Source organism: Bacillus sp. 2175 (assembly GCF_057812155.1).
The window spans coordinates 262415-279192 of the sequence record NZ_JBSZSU010000011.1 but is presented as its reverse complement, the minus strand read 5'-3'; the positions used below and the strand labels follow the sequence as shown (position 1 = coordinate 279192).

The following is a 16778-nucleotide window of genomic DNA, read 5'->3' as shown; positions in this document are numbered from 1 at the left end:
TTATTAGAACAAATACCAAATTTGACTAACGACTAGGAGATCTATAATGCATTTGTATTTTGGGCAAGTAAAGCAATTATTTAGATTAACTCCAAATGAAATAAAGGATTTATTAATAGAAGGATTAAAGTCAAATGCTTTTGCTAAAGAAGAGTTTAGTGAGCAAGAAGTGGACACTTGGGGAATTTCTGTCCAAAAACTTGTGCAGCGACTTAATGAAGGAGATCTTGGAGAAATATCAATCGTATTAGAATATTTTATTCCTGGAAATCTATTAAGACTTGATGCGGTTTTAATTGGCTATAATTCTCAATCGCAATTACATGTAATGATTGTTGAATTAAAGGAATGGGGAAAAATCATTGGTTCACCCGATCCACACCATGTTGATATTGGTGTAAGTCGACAACCAATCCGACAGCATCCAGCAGCACAGTTAAATCACTATGTAACGTCTCTGAGATGTTATCATAGTGAACTTCAAAAGAAAAATGCTATTCAATTAAGTACAATGAGTTATTTACCGAACTTAACTGAAAAAAATCGGCTATTTGAGCCACCCCATACCATTTATGAAGCAAACTATTTGAGATGTTGTTTTGGCAAAGATGAAGAGAAGAAATTATGCTCGTTCTTAAAAGAATCATTTGTGAACAAACCTGTTGCAAAGCAGGACAATGAGTTATTTACTAATGGTATCTATTCAATGAGTGAAGCTAGTCTTGCAGGTATTTCTAAAGCATTACAAGGAGAGCGATTTGTAGCACTTTTAGATGAACAACGAGATGTGAAAATTAAAGCGATGGAGCTTATTAAACATGCTTTTCAAAACAACCATAAGCTAGTGCTAGTCATTCAAGGTAATGCAGGCACAGGTAAGACAATATTAGGTTTAGAACTCATTCGACAATACATAAAAAGGTATCCGTTCACTTATTTTGGTACAATTCCTCAAACACTTAGAACAGTTATTGATGGACTAAATAAAGATCATGCTATGGAACATGGATTAGATGAACCAGCTAAATTGCCAACGGTTAACGCAATATTAAAGTTAAGAAATAGAGGACATATTGTTGTAATAGATGAGTCACATCGATTAACAGATGTTCAAGATGTAATGAGCAATCTATGTTCAAGATTCCAAATTATTGTTCTACTACAGGATGATAATCAGCGTATAAAAATTACTGAACAAGGCACAGTCGATAATATTCGTAGAGCTTTAGGGTATACTCCCGAAATACTTTCACTGCAAACTCAGCAACGAGCAAAAAATAGCGGTACATTCATTCAGAATGTAGATGAATTTTTAACAGGAGACTTATCTAAGAGTGTAGATTTGAAAAAATATGATTTACAAGTATTTGATTCATTACATGACATTGATACTGTACTTAAAGATAAAATGACACAAGGATATAGTGTAAAATGGCTGGCTCCGTTTTGTTGGGATTGGAAGAAGAAAATTGATGATATTCGTATTTGGGATGGACAGACCCAATTTGTAAAAGCATGGAATCCGACGTTAGCTGCGCAATATGAATGGTATAAACAAACAGCTGTTAATCATTTAGAGCAAGTAGGATGTATTTATACGGCTCAAGGCTTGGAGTTTGATTATGTAGGTCTAATCTTTTGGGATGATCTATATTACGATTCTACAAGTAAGCTATGGAAAGTCACATTAAAGGATAATTACGACAATTCGTTTATAAATGAAATAGCAAGAGCTTATGGTGGTACATTTAATAAATATAATAGAACAGTCATTTATAATGGACAACAATATCAAATCGATAATTTTGTAGAAAATGTGAACGCAACAAATGTTGTAAGTGAATTAGTAATGAACATATACAGAGTGCTTTTATCTAGAGGTAAAAAAGGTTTGTATATTTGGTTTAAAGATGTAAAAACAAAATTGTATTTTATGCAGCAATTTAGTCAAAGAAATTAATGGATTATGGTGTAAAAATGAATGAAGTTAAAGAATTAACAGAGGAAGTTATCTTTTAGCATTGATATTATAGGTTGTATCCTTTGCATTATAATGCTTATTATAAGTCTTGTTAATTTTAGAACATGGGTGCATCCTTTTCTATTCTTTATCTGCGGACTAATTTTCTTCATTAATACAGTATATACCCGTAAAGGAAAAGGGCGTAATTAAAATAAAATTGTATCCGTATAACCAAAAAAAGCTATTCTTTTTGTAGAAATATACAGAGAGGATGGCATTTTTTATAAATTTTTTGTTTCAAGATGAACTCCAATGATTTGCTGAGGGATTATATCAATATTTTCCTCCTTCACTTTTAGAACAGCTTGCTAGAGGGGAAGATTTTGTTTGAAGAAAGGGAGATTTTGCGATGTTATCTGATTATATAAAGATAGCTCATGAGATAGCTAAAAAAGCACATGGTGGACAAGTAGATAAAGCGGGTGTGGACTATATCAAACATCCTGAGGCAGTTGCTAGCTTTGTAAATACGGCCGAAGAGAAAGCTACTGCTTATTTACATGATGTTCTTGAAGATACTGAGATAACAACTGTTGATACGTCAATATTATTAGAAAGATAGGTGATTATATGATTCGTGAAGCTGAGCCAAAGGACAGTAATGTAATTGGAAATCTATATAAGAAATTAGCACCCCATAGTAAAAACATTAAGATTTTACCAGAAAGAATTGAACAAATAAGAAAGGATTCTAATAATTTTTTGTTTGTTTATGAGGAAAATTGTAACGTTATAGGAAGTATTTTTATGACTTTTTGTCTGGACCCTGGATATCAATTTAGACCATATACCGTTTTAGAGTATGTGGTTGTAAATGAAGATTTTCGAGGCAAAGGAATAGGGAGGAAATTATTGGAGCATGTAGAGCAGATGTCAATTGCAAGGGAATCTACAAGAATTATCTTATTAAGTAGTGCAACTAGAACAGAAGCACATAAATTTTTCGATAAAAATGGTTATAATGGAACTATAAGTAAGGGGTTTAAGAAGTATATACCTATTAATTAAGTTTAATGAATAAGAATCATTCGTAGTTATATGGATTTGAGGAGATGATTTTTTCTACATCATTTGTGATATAATACGCCCCCAAAACACTTTTCATTTTTGGAATAAATACACGTGTATATTTTCAATTTCATATATAAGTACGGAAAAGTTGTAGTTTTAATTGAAACTACAACTTTTAATTTTAATTTCACTTTTATAGGAGAGGGGAGATGAAGTGAGCTGGAATAAAATTGTTTTAGTACATTTGCTTTATTTTAAAAGTAGTTTGAGGGAAGAGGGTAATTTGATAAATACACTATGTTGTTCATTTCCTTCTTGATTCATACCTGCTTGATAAGATGTAAAGCCTTTATACGTTTTTCTTTTCCATTGCCATAAGCCATTACTTTGATCGAATTCACCATAGTAATGATTGTAATCCAGTTTGTTCCCAGTGTTTTTATTAAAATTATTGTTAATAAAAATACGGCTATTACCTGCATAGATTTGGTTATTGGTAATTACATTGTTCCGGGTATCGTAATTTAATTCGATTTGGCCACTCTCTTGATCTTTTGTATCATTTTTATAAATCACATTGTTCGTAATCGTATTATTTTCAGCATATCCTTGCTGACTATCATATCCACCAATTGCAATGCCACTCATGATATTATTGGATATTGTATTGTCCCTAACAGTAATACGGCTTGCGCTTTTTCCTGCATGTTCGCTAGCTACTTCAATACCGAGATCATTTTCATAGCTTTGATTTTGCTCAAGGATAATTTGCTTCCCACCATCCACATAAATACCATCAGCTGAATATTCATTATAACTAGTATTATTGATGGATGAATTGTGATGGACAATGTTATTACGAACAACTCCATTTCGTGCCTGATCTAAAGCAGCTACTGGAGATACGCCTTCATGTCCAATCAGTACAATTCCAATATTGTTGTTATCATGCACTTTGTTATTGGTAACTTCAAAAGAATCTACATTTCCATTCACAGCAATTGCTTCACTCAATCCTAATTTCAAATTTGCTACTTCGTTATTATCAATGACAATATGATTTAAATTATTTTGTGCACTAGATGAAGTACCGTATACAGCAATGCCATGTGCATTTCCATTCTTTACATTCGCTTCAATGTGATGGATATAATTATTTCTAATATCAATGTAACTTCCTTTTCCAGTGATATAAATACCAATAGGGGTTTCGTTAACTTTCGTTGACTTTAAGTTACGAAATTCTAATCCTTTTACTTGAATATAGTTTTTGTCTTCTATTGTAAATAACCCATCATCTTCTAACTTGACTTTAGAACCATCGAGAATGACTTTTTCATCTTGATAACTTTGAAAAGTAATGGGTGCGCCTGAGGCACCAGAATGAGCGACACGAACTTTTTGGTTATAAACTCCGCCTCTTATGTAGATTGTACTTCCTTCTGTTGCGACATTAGCAGCTTTTTGAATGGTAGCGAAAGGTTGATCTAATGTGCCGGGATTGAGGTCATTTCCTGTTGGAGATACATAGTAATTTGTAACAGAAATTCCATTGCTATTGGATTGTGCAAAGGTAGAGGTAGGGAGTGCGAAAATTAACATACTGAAAGAAAGTATAAAGATAAAAAGCGATTTTTTTAATGAGGGAAATATTGTTTGATATTTCATCATGATCCTCCTTCTTTATTAAGCATTCCTTCTCAACTATATAGTTAAAACTGACGATTTATATCTTGTATCAATAAAAAAACAGGAATGTATTGTGGGTTAAGGGACATCAACTCCTATGGTCTACGTCTTCTATCTGAAACTAAATTTTTAATAATTCATGGTTTTTCGTATAAAATCAAATCATATATACGTGTACTTAAAGAAATATGGATATTAAAATCGGTAGACGAGGGAATGAGAGATACTGATACTAATTTTAAGGAGAGTTATTCAAAATATGTTTTCTATTCAATTAAAGTTTCCCTGTGTATCATGTTAACTGTTGTACTAATTTGATTGGTAAGATTAACAGATATTTATTTAAAGTGGGGGTGGTTCAATAAATCTGAAATTAACATTGTTTAATATGAGTGTCTGAAAAAATTTATCAAGTTTTAATATTCGGAAAATAATTTATATAAACAAGTATGTTATGGTAACCTTTAATAAAAGGGGGTAGCGTATATGAATGTTGAAATTATTTCTAAAGAAGAAATCACAAAATTATTAAACGACTGGTATCAAGCTATAATTTCACAAAGTGTATTACAGTCTAATGAAATAAAAGAAGAGATTGCAGATAAAATCAATAATATTAAGGAAGACCAAACAATATTAGTCTACTATGCTTTATTGAATGCACGGTATAATCTGCTAATTCGTGATATGGATAGTTCAAAAGATATTTTGGATAAAATTGAGCCGTTACAAGAGCCTACAGAAACATTTTTAGAGTACTATCATCATTTATTTAAAGCAATTTATGCTACTAATACAGCAAACCATAGTGAAGCAAGAATGCAATTTGAAGAAGCTGAAAAATATTTAGAGTACATGCATGATGAAATCGAAAAAGCTGAATTTAATTATTGGCTTGCAGTTCATTACTATCACATATTGAAACCAATCCTAGCAGTTCAATTGGCTACAAAGGCGAATGAAGTATTTTCAATTAGTCCAGGGTATGAATTAAAAACTGCAGCATGCTTAAATACTTTAGGGATGGCACACATTCGACTAAATGAATTCGAAAGTGCAGAGGAATATTTACTTTCAGCACTAGGTACCTTCCAAAAATCTAATGATGAACTTCTTATTAAACGAGTCAAGCATAATTTAGGACTTTTATATGCAAGTCAAAACATGTCAGAGTTAGCAATTAAGCATTTAGAGGAATCACTAGAAAACAACGCTAAAACGATGTTTCTTTTAGCAAGAGAACATTTTAAGTTAGGTCATAATCATAATGCTAATGAATATATTGAGAATGGCTATAAGATTAGTGACTTATGTTATCGTCATCATTTTCAAATTTTAAAAGCAGTACATAACTATGCACCACAAGAAGAATTAGAAAAGGTGGTCATGGAAGGTATTTCGTATTTTGAAAAAGAAGAATTATATGATTGGGTAAAAGAATATGCTTATCTTTTAGGTAATATATTCTATGGTTCAGAAAATCACGAAAAAGCCAGCAAGTATTTACACATCGCTTTAGATGCAGACAAAAAGAGTATAGAAAGAAGGGCGCTAAAATGAAAAAAGCAATCTTATTAATGATGATGTTATCCGCTGTTTTTACTTTTGGTCTTACTAATGTAAAAGACGTATCACAAAATGAAACTATTGAAGTGTTTATGGATCATGGAGAGCATATTTAATTATCTAAAAAAAGAGGGAGCTGCGAGCACCCTCTTTTTTAATTATGAACATATTAATTTAGAAATAACATAAGTAGCAGTAGGAATGAAAAATATAAGGGATAATGTTCCATAGTACCAAATACAGTCTGATTTACATTCTTAAATACCAAACCATACATTCTTCTTTACACCCAATGCTTTTAAGGGTGGAGTTGCGGCTAGAACGATTGAACCGCTTCTATTTACATCACCGACTACTGCTAACTTTGTATGTATAGGGTCTAATCCCTTTACTTGAATATAATTTTTGTCTTCTATTGTAAATAATCCATCATCTTCTAATTTGACCTTAGAATCATCGAGAATGACTTTTTCATCCTGGTAATTTTGAAAAGTAATGGGTGCGCCTGAGACACCAGAACGAGTGACACGAACCTTTTGGTTATAAACTCCGCCTCTTATGTAGATAGTACTTTCTTCTTTAGTGACGTTAGCAGCCTTTTGAATGGTAGCAAAAGGTTGATCTAATGTACCGGGATTGAGGTCATTTCCTGTTGGAGATACATAGTAATTTGTAACAGAAATTACATTGTTATTGGATTGTGCAATGGTAGAGGGAGGGAGTGTGAAAATTAACATACTGAAAGAAAGGATAAAGATAAAAAGAGATTTTTTTAATAAGGGAAATAAGGTTTGATATTTCATCATGATCCTCCTTCTTTTTTTAGGCATTCCTTCTCAACTATATAGTTAAAACTGACGATCTATATATTGTATCAATAAAAATAATGAATTTATATTCTGGGGATGATGTGAAAAGTTCGTACTCGCTTGTGTTATCGTTCCAAATAAAGTGATTTTTAAAGTTTACATGAAGGGGAAATCCATCCTGCAGCTATTTTATTTGAGAAGAATTGCAGATTCGTATTGAATAAAAAGATTTAAGTATTTTGAATTTATTGAATTGAGGGATTTATAAAATCGTATATGAAAAATTAAAAGATCTAATGGTTATTATAAGCGCAGATTTATATACGCTCATAACTGTTTTATTACGAATGAAACGGTTTGTAATGGTTTTCGTGTAGACTATCCTTTGGTTCTCCAAATATTCTCAGTGATAATAAACTTACCTTATGTTTCTCAGGAATATTATTTTTTAAAATAATCATAATCAAATCTATATTTTTTTCACAAAAAATCCAGTTGTAAGAGCGAATGTAATTTATCTTTGACACCTAGATAAGTCTTCACATTTAAAATGAACGAGTCTACTATACTAATCCCAACCCCTTTTGAGTATTTTTATCTATATTAAAAATTCAACTGAATTAAAGATATAAAAATTCCCTTATATTCGTTTGATATTCTGTTAGCATTTATTTTAGTTTAAGAAGGAGATTCTACGATGTTTTGAATATAATTGCGGTAAAGGATTTTTGTTTTATAGTTTATGGGAAATGTTATTTTTAAAATAACAGATTTTATTAAAAACGTTTATTTTATTGGGTTTTATTAGTTTATCTGTATTTATTTTTTATAAAGAGATTTTTATTTTTTAATAAAAGAGTTGCGTTGGGAATTTAAAAAGAGTATAGTGAGTGATATAGAAGGTGGTATACAAAAAGTAGATGAGGAGGAAAAATAATGAAAAAAAACGATGGTCAAAAACCTGTTAAACATTTATTCATTAAATTCAATGATGTTAATGAAGGATTTCCTAAGGTTGTTAGTACGATCAGACAACATGAAATTACTGGTTTAAACAATAATGGGGAACTGATTTGGGGGCAATTTACAAGTCGAGATCAAGCGGGTATCTCATTGAAGCACAAGCAAGACATTGAACAACAATTAGCTAACAATATGACCACCAGAGTAATCTTCTATAGCCGTAAAGCTAAATTATTATACGAAGCTGAACTTGTGGGAATATATGATAGAGATTATGCCGGTGCTGCTCAACCAGAATTTGTAAAATTAATCCCTGAGTATTATCGACATCTAGCAGGGGTTACTCATATAACAGCTAAAAATCCAATGATAATCTATTCGTATTTTCACATTAAAGGGTTAAGGCCTATTTCACTTACAAATAATATCGAACATATTTATCATTATGATAAACAAGTACCTATTTTGAATGTAAAAGGAATGCAGGCTTTACTTTATGTTTCTTTAAATGACCAATATGAAAGCTCAATTACTTCCATAAAAATTACTGATAATGATTTAGTAGTAGAAGGGAAAAAACTTGAGCTAAGTACAGATTCTGATATATCAGCTAATAAAATAATAAAGAGAGGATCATCTATTCGAAATCGATATGGTGTTAAGCGAGATTATGTCGCTGAAGCAGATGTTAAAGGGAGAATAGGTGACGCTGCTGAAGAATTAGTATTAAAATACGAAAAAGAGAGCCTTACCAATATGGGATTTTCACATTTGGCGGAAAAAGTACATCGCATATCTCAAATTGAAGGTGATGGTCTTGGATATGATATTCTATCTTATGAGATTGATGGGAAAGAGAAGTATATTGAAGTAAAAGGTACAATTAATGAAGCGAATATTCCATTTCCTATCTCGAGTAGCGAAGTGCAATTTTCAGAAGAAAAAACTGAGGCATTTTATATTTATCGAGTATTTGGGTTGAAAACAGATACACCACAACTAAAAATTTATCAAGGTAGTATTAGTGCAAATTTTAATCTTGAGTCAATCAATTATTTAGCTGAATTGAAATAGTTTATTTGAGATTATTGGTAGTAAAAGGATACAATAATTGTTCGGAATACATCGTTTGTAATAATCTGATATCAGTTTACTTTAAATTAGACATGTTAATACTACTTTAAATTTAATTTTGGCTATAAAACAAACATCTAGTCATCTTTATATTAAACTTAAATATTGTAAATTACCTCAATTAGATTTCCTTCTTTTTGGGGTAATTGAAATAGTAAATATTTAATTAAACAGAAAGATTTATTCTGAGATATATTAAAGAATTTTTAATTCTTGGTTTTATTTGTAATGAAATGTTGAAGGTGTTAAAAAGTATAGAATACAAGTGTTGTATAATACCTATGGTGAAATTCCCCTTTGGTTTTTGCATGAGGAGTACTTAATAAATAATAAAATACTTTATTAGTGATTGTATGTCTCTTATTATAAACACTTAATTATTACCCTATGTATTTTATAAAAACAAGGGAGAGAGGAATCCAAGGAAATAAGAAAAACTACTTGGTAAGCATATAAAAGAGGAGCTTTTATAATGGAAGAAGAAAGTAATACAAAAAAAATAATTAAAAATAGTTGGAGAGTATCCAGTGTAATTTTATCATTTATATGTATAAATATTTTTTTGACAATATTGAGAAATGAAATGCATGATAAAATTCCGTCAGATTACTTAAGTTTTTGGGTAAAGGGAGTATTATATGTTCTTATTACCATACCATTAATACTATTTTTTGTTTCATATATTATTACTAGTATTTCTAATGCTAGAATCAGAAGAGAAACATTTTTTAGGCTATCTGATTATATTATATTCACCGTATCATTGAGCATAATAATAAATTATTGGTTTGTAAACACACCTGTTAGCATGTGGACAGGAAATGTTCTTTCAGATTTGTTCGATATAAGCATGGTTTTTTCATGTTGCATAATTTTATATTTTACTGGTGAAATTTTAGCGCGAATACAAAAATCTAAACAAGAGAAGAAAGAGAAAATAGCCAAAAGTCTTCAAAAAGAAAACAAAATAGAAGCCTATTACAACTCTGAATATCCGATAAATGATACAGAGCAGGATGCTTTAAATAGAGCGTCTTTTGCAGAAAAAATAGCTAATTCATTAGTTAAAAGTGGAGAAGACAGCTTAACGATGGGGATTTTGGGTAATTGGGGAAGTGGTAAAAGTTCAGTATATAATTTAATTAAAGAGAAAAGTGATAAGAATCATGTAATATTTATAGAGTTTAAACCATGGTATTTTGGTGAAAATAATCATGATATTATTCGGCTTTACTTATTGGAGTTTTTGGAAGGAATCAAAAAAGTTGAAGGATATAATCCTGAAATTGGTAAAGCGATAAAAAAGTATGCTGATATCTTATCCTCTGTTAGTTTGCGTGGTTTTGGAGCGACACTCTCATTTAAGGAACTAGTAGATAGATTTAAACCAGGTCAGAGTACGGATAGTTTATCTGATTTAAAAAAGGAAATTGAAATGTTGCTTAAAGATTATCCAAAAAGAATAGTCGTATATATTGATGATATTGATCGACTAGAGGGGTCAGAAATTAGAATGATTTTTAAGCTAGTACGTTTGGTAGCTGATTTTCCAAAGGTAACTTATATATTAGCTTTAGATGAGGAAGTTGTCCAAAAATCTTTATCATCAGTTTATCAATTTGAAGAAAAAGGGAATTTAGAAGATGCAAAAAAATATATAGAGAAATTTATACAAATACCTATTTATTTACCGAAGCCAGATTTTATTGATTTATATAACTTATGCAAAAAACAATTAAATAACATTATTGAGGAAAATAATATTTTAAATGAGGAATATACTGAAATTATAGATAGCTTAATAGAGCAAAAATTGTCATTAAGAGACCTATCTAGATACTTTAATTTGGTGAAGTTTTATTTACCATTTTTAAAAGAAGAAGTGAACGTTAAGGATTTACTGTATTTAATCTTAATTCAAGTTAGTTCACCGGAATTGTATCAATATATATATACTAATAAATTATTGTTTATAAATAATTACAAGTTTGAATTAGACGATGAATTTAAAGCGTTACCCAGATTAAATGAATATCAGGGGATACTATGCACAATTTTCCCTTATGCAACACGTCTATTTGGAGGTGCATTTGAAGGAGAAATGGCAAATAAAAAAGAATGGGAAAAGGAAAAGAGGGTTTGCTCAGACAAGTATTTTAACCATTATTTTATGTATAGTAGCCCTAGAGATGCTATTTCTCAAAATGAATTAAGTAATTTCATTAGTTTGATTAAAGAAAAAGATCTAACTGAAATACAAACAATATATTTAGATTTAATAAAAGAATATAGTGCTAAAGAAGTAAATGAGAAGTTGGAACATAGATTGTCGGAGGTAGATGAGTGTATAGAAAAAATATTTACACTTCTTTTGAAATCATACCAAGAATTACATAATATAAGTGGGAATAGAAACGCCAAAGAAAGTATAATTTACTTAGCGCAGTTGATAGCAAAAAAAATATATTCGAAAGGGCGCGAAATTCCTGTAGAGTATTGGGAAAATTCCAATATTCTATTCATGTTAAAGATTTATAATTATTTACATAATAATTATAATTTGAAAATTTTAAAGTTAGCAATTAAAAATGCATATGAAAAAATTTCTGAAGTTAGTTATTTTAAAGTGTTTGATGAAATTGATGCTAAAGAAGTTTTTTCTAAATGGAAAGACTTTAGTGATCAAGAAGGCATAAAAAAGAAAGTTAAAAATTGGATTGATACAAAAGAAGATTTTGAAGAATTTTTAAATTATTATTTTAGTGATATAAACAGTGAAAAAATAGTAAAAGACAAGGAAATTTTAATTCATGTATTTGTTGCATCTACTCAATATTTAAGTGATAAAATATTACAAGAATATTTTGATCAGTATCATTCTCCTAAGACAGAAGTAGAGTGGGGACAATATATTGAAAAAAATGGAGCTGGAAATATTGGACTGTTTCTATTAGGTAAAAACAATTTATTTGAATATATTTTTAGTGCTATTGAGGGTTTCCACGTTTCAAGTATGAAGAATAGTTATATGGTAGAGCTGCCAAAATATATATCCATGGGAGTAAAACTAATTAAAAAGTTTGGTAATAATGAACAAATAATGAAAATAGAAAGTTTATTAGTGGAAATAAAAGAATATAATGATTTCATAAAAGAACAATTAGATCTTCAATTTGAAAGATAGGAACATAAAAATAGGTAAAGGGGTTATTTTGAATTTATTTATAATAGGGTTTATTTAAATTAATATTCCTATATATTTTAAAAAAGTTGTGAATGGTCTTATCTCCATCAATTGGACAGTATTAATTAAAGTTATTTTCTATTTGTGAGTTGAATATTTCTTATTATTCAGTAACGAAAGTTTATTTAAATAAAAATGAAGTACTTGATCACATTTATATTGGTAATTTTTAGATGGATTAAAAAATATTCAATCTCTATTAAATTATTTAAAAAGGTTCCAAATTCTTTCTTAGAATAGAATTTGGAACCTCTTTAAACTACTTCATTTTTGCGGGTGTTTCAACTTTTATTCCATTAGGAAATATGACGCTTTTAAAAAGTATATTCTCGGTTTGGGAATATACTTTAAAATAAGGGCGAATAGTAGAATCTGGGTTAAGAGGAGCTGATATTAAATTATTATCGTTATTACTAATCACCACGTAATTCATATTGTCTTTGGTAAATGTTAAATAAATTTTTTGCTCTTTTGCAGTTTTTATTCCTAATTGGTGGGCTGAGAGTCCAAAAAATATGAATAGGGTAATAAGTGTTAAATATTTATAAGAATGTAAAGGCGTAGCGATATGCCTTAGTACATTTTGAATCTTTTTAGGTAAAAGACCATAGAAAGCAAAGATCATTAAAGAACCAAAAAATAAAAATTGTGTACCCCAATGGTTTTGTAAGTCAAATATTAATGAAAGCGAAATATACATAGCTATTAATATAATGATTGTAGAATGTATTTGGTTGTATAATGCCTTTGAAGGTAGTGTGAATTTGAATGGTAAAACCCAGCTGAAAAGAATAACAAAATACCAAAATAAAGCTCCAGCTATGTATGAGAAAATACCTAAAAAGAAATGTATTAAGTCATTTGTGTCACACTTAAGAAAGGCTAGCGAATTTAAGTGAAAATACTGATGATATCCACCTTTAAAAAGAGCGGCAAATGAATAAGATAAAAAAGTTAACAATAGCACTATAATGGCAGCTTGGGTCAAAAATATAGATGAATCCTTACTTTCTTCTACTCTTGAAGGCGAACGATCAAATTTCCTTGTCTTAGAAAGTAATGTTAAACGTTTGCGATGTAATCTTTTTCTCAAAATAATTCCTCCTGTATATATTTATATATAAATATTAAATTTTTCGATTATATTAGTCAAAGAGAAAGTTTATATTTTTAAACAATTGTTCTAATGGATAAGTAATACTAATGGTTTTACAACAAACATAACGTAGTTAATAGTTTAAAATTTTTATATCATGTAAGATTGGACGGGTTAATCAATCAAAATATAAAATGTTTTAAACTGAATATATTATTTAAACATAGATTGTTGTAATTAGCTTCTGAAGATATTGTTATAATATTCCCGATAATACATCACCCGTTTTATATCGCTCTCTGTGCAATATTTATCAACTGAAGACATGGATTTGAATGGTGTATGGAATCTAGTATTAACTTGTCAAAAATGTAATAGGGACGAACATAATGGTAAATTTATTAGAGCACCGCATGAAGCTCTGTTAGAGCGGCTAAATAAACGGAATGAATATCTAATTGAAAGTAACCATCCTCTTAAGGAAACAATTATCATGAAAAAAGGGTAATATAGTAAGGTGAGTGCGGGTTTTTTTAAAACAATTTTTGATTATGCATCGTCTATTAAAGGTTCTGGATGGATGCCTAAACAATATTACGATATTGGATTTTAGGATATAAAAATAAGTGAACTTATACTTATTAAGTGAAAATTAGTTTTTTATTTTCTTTAGAATAGATTGTTGATTTTTTCCACTACCGAAAAACAACTTAGTTAGAATCATTTTCAATAGTATGTTGTGCCAATCTAAACTGCAAGTTAATAAGGAGGAGAAATATGAAACGAGGTATAAAATTTTTACCAAAAAGACTCTTAATAGAGTTCAATAATGCAGCGAAAAGAGAAAAAAGAAACCAATATATTGAGCCATCAATCTTAGCTTCTTGCCCTGATGGATATAATTTCCCTATTGAGTACCTGATGATACATAATGTTGTTGATGAAGTTAGAACTCGAGTTTATTTGGGACCAGAAATTGGTTTTGCTTTATTAGATATGTCAATGGATCGTTTTTCAACGATTCCAATAGCTGTATATGATCAAAATGGTGACATTAAATTTCCTACAGAATCTGAAATTCGTAAAAAAATGCCTTACAATGGAAAAGAATGGATCGAAACGAAATATAAGAAAGTTTATAGGGGGAATCAGAAAGCTTTTCGTAAAAAAGTATTAGCTGCGTATGAGAATCAATGTGCGGTTTGTGGCCAATCTAATCCTATTTTTTTACGTGCAGCTCATATTAAAGATGCTGCAAAAGGAGGAGAGGAAGTCATTGAAAATGGCATTTGTTTATGTACGAATCATGAAATAGCATTTGACCGTGGAGACTTGAAAATCTGTGAAGATGGAACTATTCTTCTTAATTATGAAGACTCTAGTATAAACAGAGAAAAAATTAGATTGCCAATACAGCAAAAAGAGTGGCCTTCGAAGGAATTATTGAAGTGGAAGTTTGATAAAATCAAAAATTGATACAATACCCATTCTACTGTGGACTGTATTATTGGTGAAGAAAAATAAGAAATTGGAATTTTAAATAATGGTTTGTGATGATATAAAATATGGTAGGAATATATGCCGATAGTAGTATAAATATTTCTTTTATTATAATAGACAATTAGAAATAAGAAAGCCGCGATTCTAAAATTGCGGCTTTCTTTAGTCATATAGAGTTTTTTTCTATATTAATTGTGATTTTAGTCCTGCGATTCTTAGGGACTTTTTTGGGTTCAGACGTTATCTCTGTTTTAACTAATTTTTTACACTCCATATAAAGTTTCGAAGAAGAATCATATACGTAAAATATTTTTTCGCTTGATTCTAATTCATTGTAGAAGACTAATCTATTCTCATCCATCTGATAGTCGTATTTTAAGTTATCTATCTCTCTAAATGTTTCCTCAGTAATGGGACAAATATCATATTCATATTTGGTAGCTTTAGCTGTAGTAATTTTGTGAAGTGTAAAGAAATAAAATAAGCTGAATAGAAAAGCAACAAGTGGCATATTCCATAAGAAATCTAAATACTTTTCATTTACAATATATCCCCATGAAGCTGAGGAGAAAAATAATATACTAGTTAATACATGAAAAATAAATAAATTGAAATGCCATTTGGTTTTAATAATTCTTTTAAATAATTTTATTGGTATGAGTGTGATAGAAAAATATATAAATAAAGAGAAACATATTAGTGCATTTAAAATGAATAAGCTAGAATTACGATATTCATGTAAAGCTGGATAAAGAAGAATGCCATAAATAAAATACACAATGGTTCCCATAAGTATACCGATGGTATAAAACCAAAATTTCAGTTTAAATTGATTAGATTTATCTTTAAAATAATTATCAAGCGGGCTTGTGGTTATTACATTAATAAATTGATTAATAATGTATATGAAAGCAGCTGTAATTGCACCTAGAAGTGCCACGATGACTGGGGAAAATTTACTTATGGTTTCAATAGATAATTCGCTAAACATACCACTTTTTCACTCCTTTAACTTTTTATCAATATAATATATTATAACAATTATTATATTTAACCGGTAGCGGTTTTTGGTAATTATCAATATAAGAAATTTTGTGTTATTAATTTCATGTGGTATTAATTGGAAAATGAATGTAAAAAGCAAGACATAATAACACTGTTTATTTATAATGTAGTCTCTTCGATTCAAGAAAATAATAAAGTTTTCTGATATAGTATCATGTTTTTATGTGGATGAAGCGAAATAGAGTTTCTTGTTGTGGACAGTTATAGACACAAAATTCTTAATAGTTTTGACTCAATAAAATTAAAATGAAATGACTAAATGAAGTTTTTGTAGAATTGTTCTTTTGAAGTGAAAAACTTCTAAAAAGTGAACACAAAATGTATAAAAACAATAAAGCCTAAAATAAATAATAGGAAGATATTCATGAATAGAAGATATTATCTTGGTATGTTACATGCTTAATAATTAAATGTAGAATTTGAATTTATAAAAATTAATTCTTTATTTATAATTAAAAACCTAAAACTGATATTCAAACGAGATGTCTTAGATATTTTAGAAACAGGTCAAACAAATAAAACATTAGATTTCAAAATAAAAATTAATGAAAGCATGTAAATATTTATAGCTTTTATAAGTTTAATAGAGGAGTAATGAATCTGATTCAGTATAAATTAAGCGTTAGTAAATTAGGAATAGTTTAAACTTTATTATCAATTGTTTTGGACATTGATTTT

Annotated in this window: 10 protein-coding genes and 2 pseudogenes; 8 read left to right on the top strand and 4 right to left on the bottom strand. The window is 29.3% G+C overall.

What is annotated here, in order from left to right; all coding sequences use genetic code 11:
* Positions 1-46 precede the first annotated feature (46 nt).
* The 3 genes and pseudogenes from ACXKY9_RS31665 (at position 47) to ACXKY9_RS31655 (ending at position 3031) form a co-directional block, all read left to right on the top strand.
* Positions 47-1960 carry a DNA/RNA helicase domain-containing protein gene (locus ACXKY9_RS31665; RefSeq protein WP_016090541.1) on the top strand — a complete coding sequence of 638 codons (1914 nt, stop codon included), beginning with the start codon at positions 47-49 and terminating at the stop codon, positions 1958-1960.
* Positions 1961-2372: 412 nt separating this feature from the next.
* Positions 2373-2561, top strand: a pseudogene (locus ACXKY9_RS31660) (hypothetical protein); the annotation flags it as partial.
* Positions 2562-2593: 32 nt separating this feature from the next.
* Positions 2594-3031 (top strand): GNAT family N-acetyltransferase, encoded by a 438-nt coding sequence (locus ACXKY9_RS31655; protein ID WP_016090543.1) that lies wholly within the window; start codon positions 2594-2596, stop codon positions 3029-3031.
* Positions 3032-3283: 252 nt separating this feature from the next.
* On the opposite strand, the gene ACXKY9_RS31650 is transcribed toward ACXKY9_RS31655, so the two are convergent.
* Positions 3284-4702, bottom strand: coding sequence for a right-handed parallel beta-helix repeat-containing protein (locus ACXKY9_RS31650; protein WP_016090544.1), 1419 nt, complete (start codon positions 4700-4702; stop codon positions 3284-3286).
* Positions 4703-5209: 507 nt separating this feature from the next.
* Between ACXKY9_RS31650 and ACXKY9_RS31645 the strand changes: the two genes are divergently transcribed.
* Positions 5210-6283, top strand: a complete 1074-nt coding sequence (locus ACXKY9_RS31645; RefSeq protein WP_016090545.1) for a Rap family tetratricopeptide repeat protein — start codon at positions 5210-5212, stop codon at positions 6281-6283.
* Positions 6280-6405, top strand: coding sequence for a hypothetical protein (locus ACXKY9_RS31640; RefSeq protein ID WP_000709205.1), 126 nt, complete (start codon positions 6280-6282; stop codon positions 6403-6405). Before ACXKY9_RS31645 ends, ACXKY9_RS31640 begins: the two co-directional genes overlap by 4 nt.
* 261 nt (positions 6406-6666) lie before the next feature.
* Here ACXKY9_RS31640 and ACXKY9_RS31635 read toward each other — a convergent pair.
* Positions 6667-7092, bottom strand: a pseudogene (locus tag ACXKY9_RS31635) (right-handed parallel beta-helix repeat-containing protein); the annotation flags it as partial.
* A gap of 942 nt (positions 7093-8034) precedes the next feature.
* Here ACXKY9_RS31635 and ACXKY9_RS31630 point away from each other — a divergent pair.
* Complete coding sequence (locus tag ACXKY9_RS31630) at positions 8035-9135, top strand: protein NO VEIN domain-containing protein (protein ID WP_016090547.1); 1101 nt, start codon at positions 8035-8037, stop codon at positions 9133-9135.
* A 532-nt stretch (positions 9136-9667) separates the two neighbouring features.
* Entirely contained in the window at positions 9668-12379 is a 2712-nt protein-coding gene (locus ACXKY9_RS31625) for a KAP family P-loop NTPase fold protein (RefSeq protein ID WP_016090548.1), read from the top strand.
* A 319-nt stretch (positions 12380-12698) separates the two neighbouring features.
* Here the strand turns inward: ACXKY9_RS31625 and ACXKY9_RS31620 are convergent, their stop codons facing one another.
* Positions 12699-13532, bottom strand: a complete 834-nt coding sequence (locus ACXKY9_RS31620) for a hypothetical protein (RefSeq protein WP_016090549.1) — start codon at positions 13530-13532, stop codon at positions 12699-12701.
* 780 nt (positions 13533-14312) lie between these two features.
* Between ACXKY9_RS31620 and ACXKY9_RS31615 the strand changes: the two genes are divergently transcribed.
* Positions 14313-15011, top strand: a complete 699-nt coding sequence (locus tag ACXKY9_RS31615) for an HNH endonuclease (RefSeq protein ID WP_016090550.1) — start codon at positions 14313-14315, stop codon at positions 15009-15011.
* 190 nt (positions 15012-15201) lie between these two features.
* Here the strand turns inward: ACXKY9_RS31615 and ACXKY9_RS31610 are convergent, their stop codons facing one another.
* Complete coding sequence (locus ACXKY9_RS31610) at positions 15202-16026, bottom strand: hypothetical protein (RefSeq protein ID WP_016090551.1); 825 nt, start codon at positions 16024-16026, stop codon at positions 15202-15204.
* Positions 16027-16778: the final 752 nt, after the last annotated feature.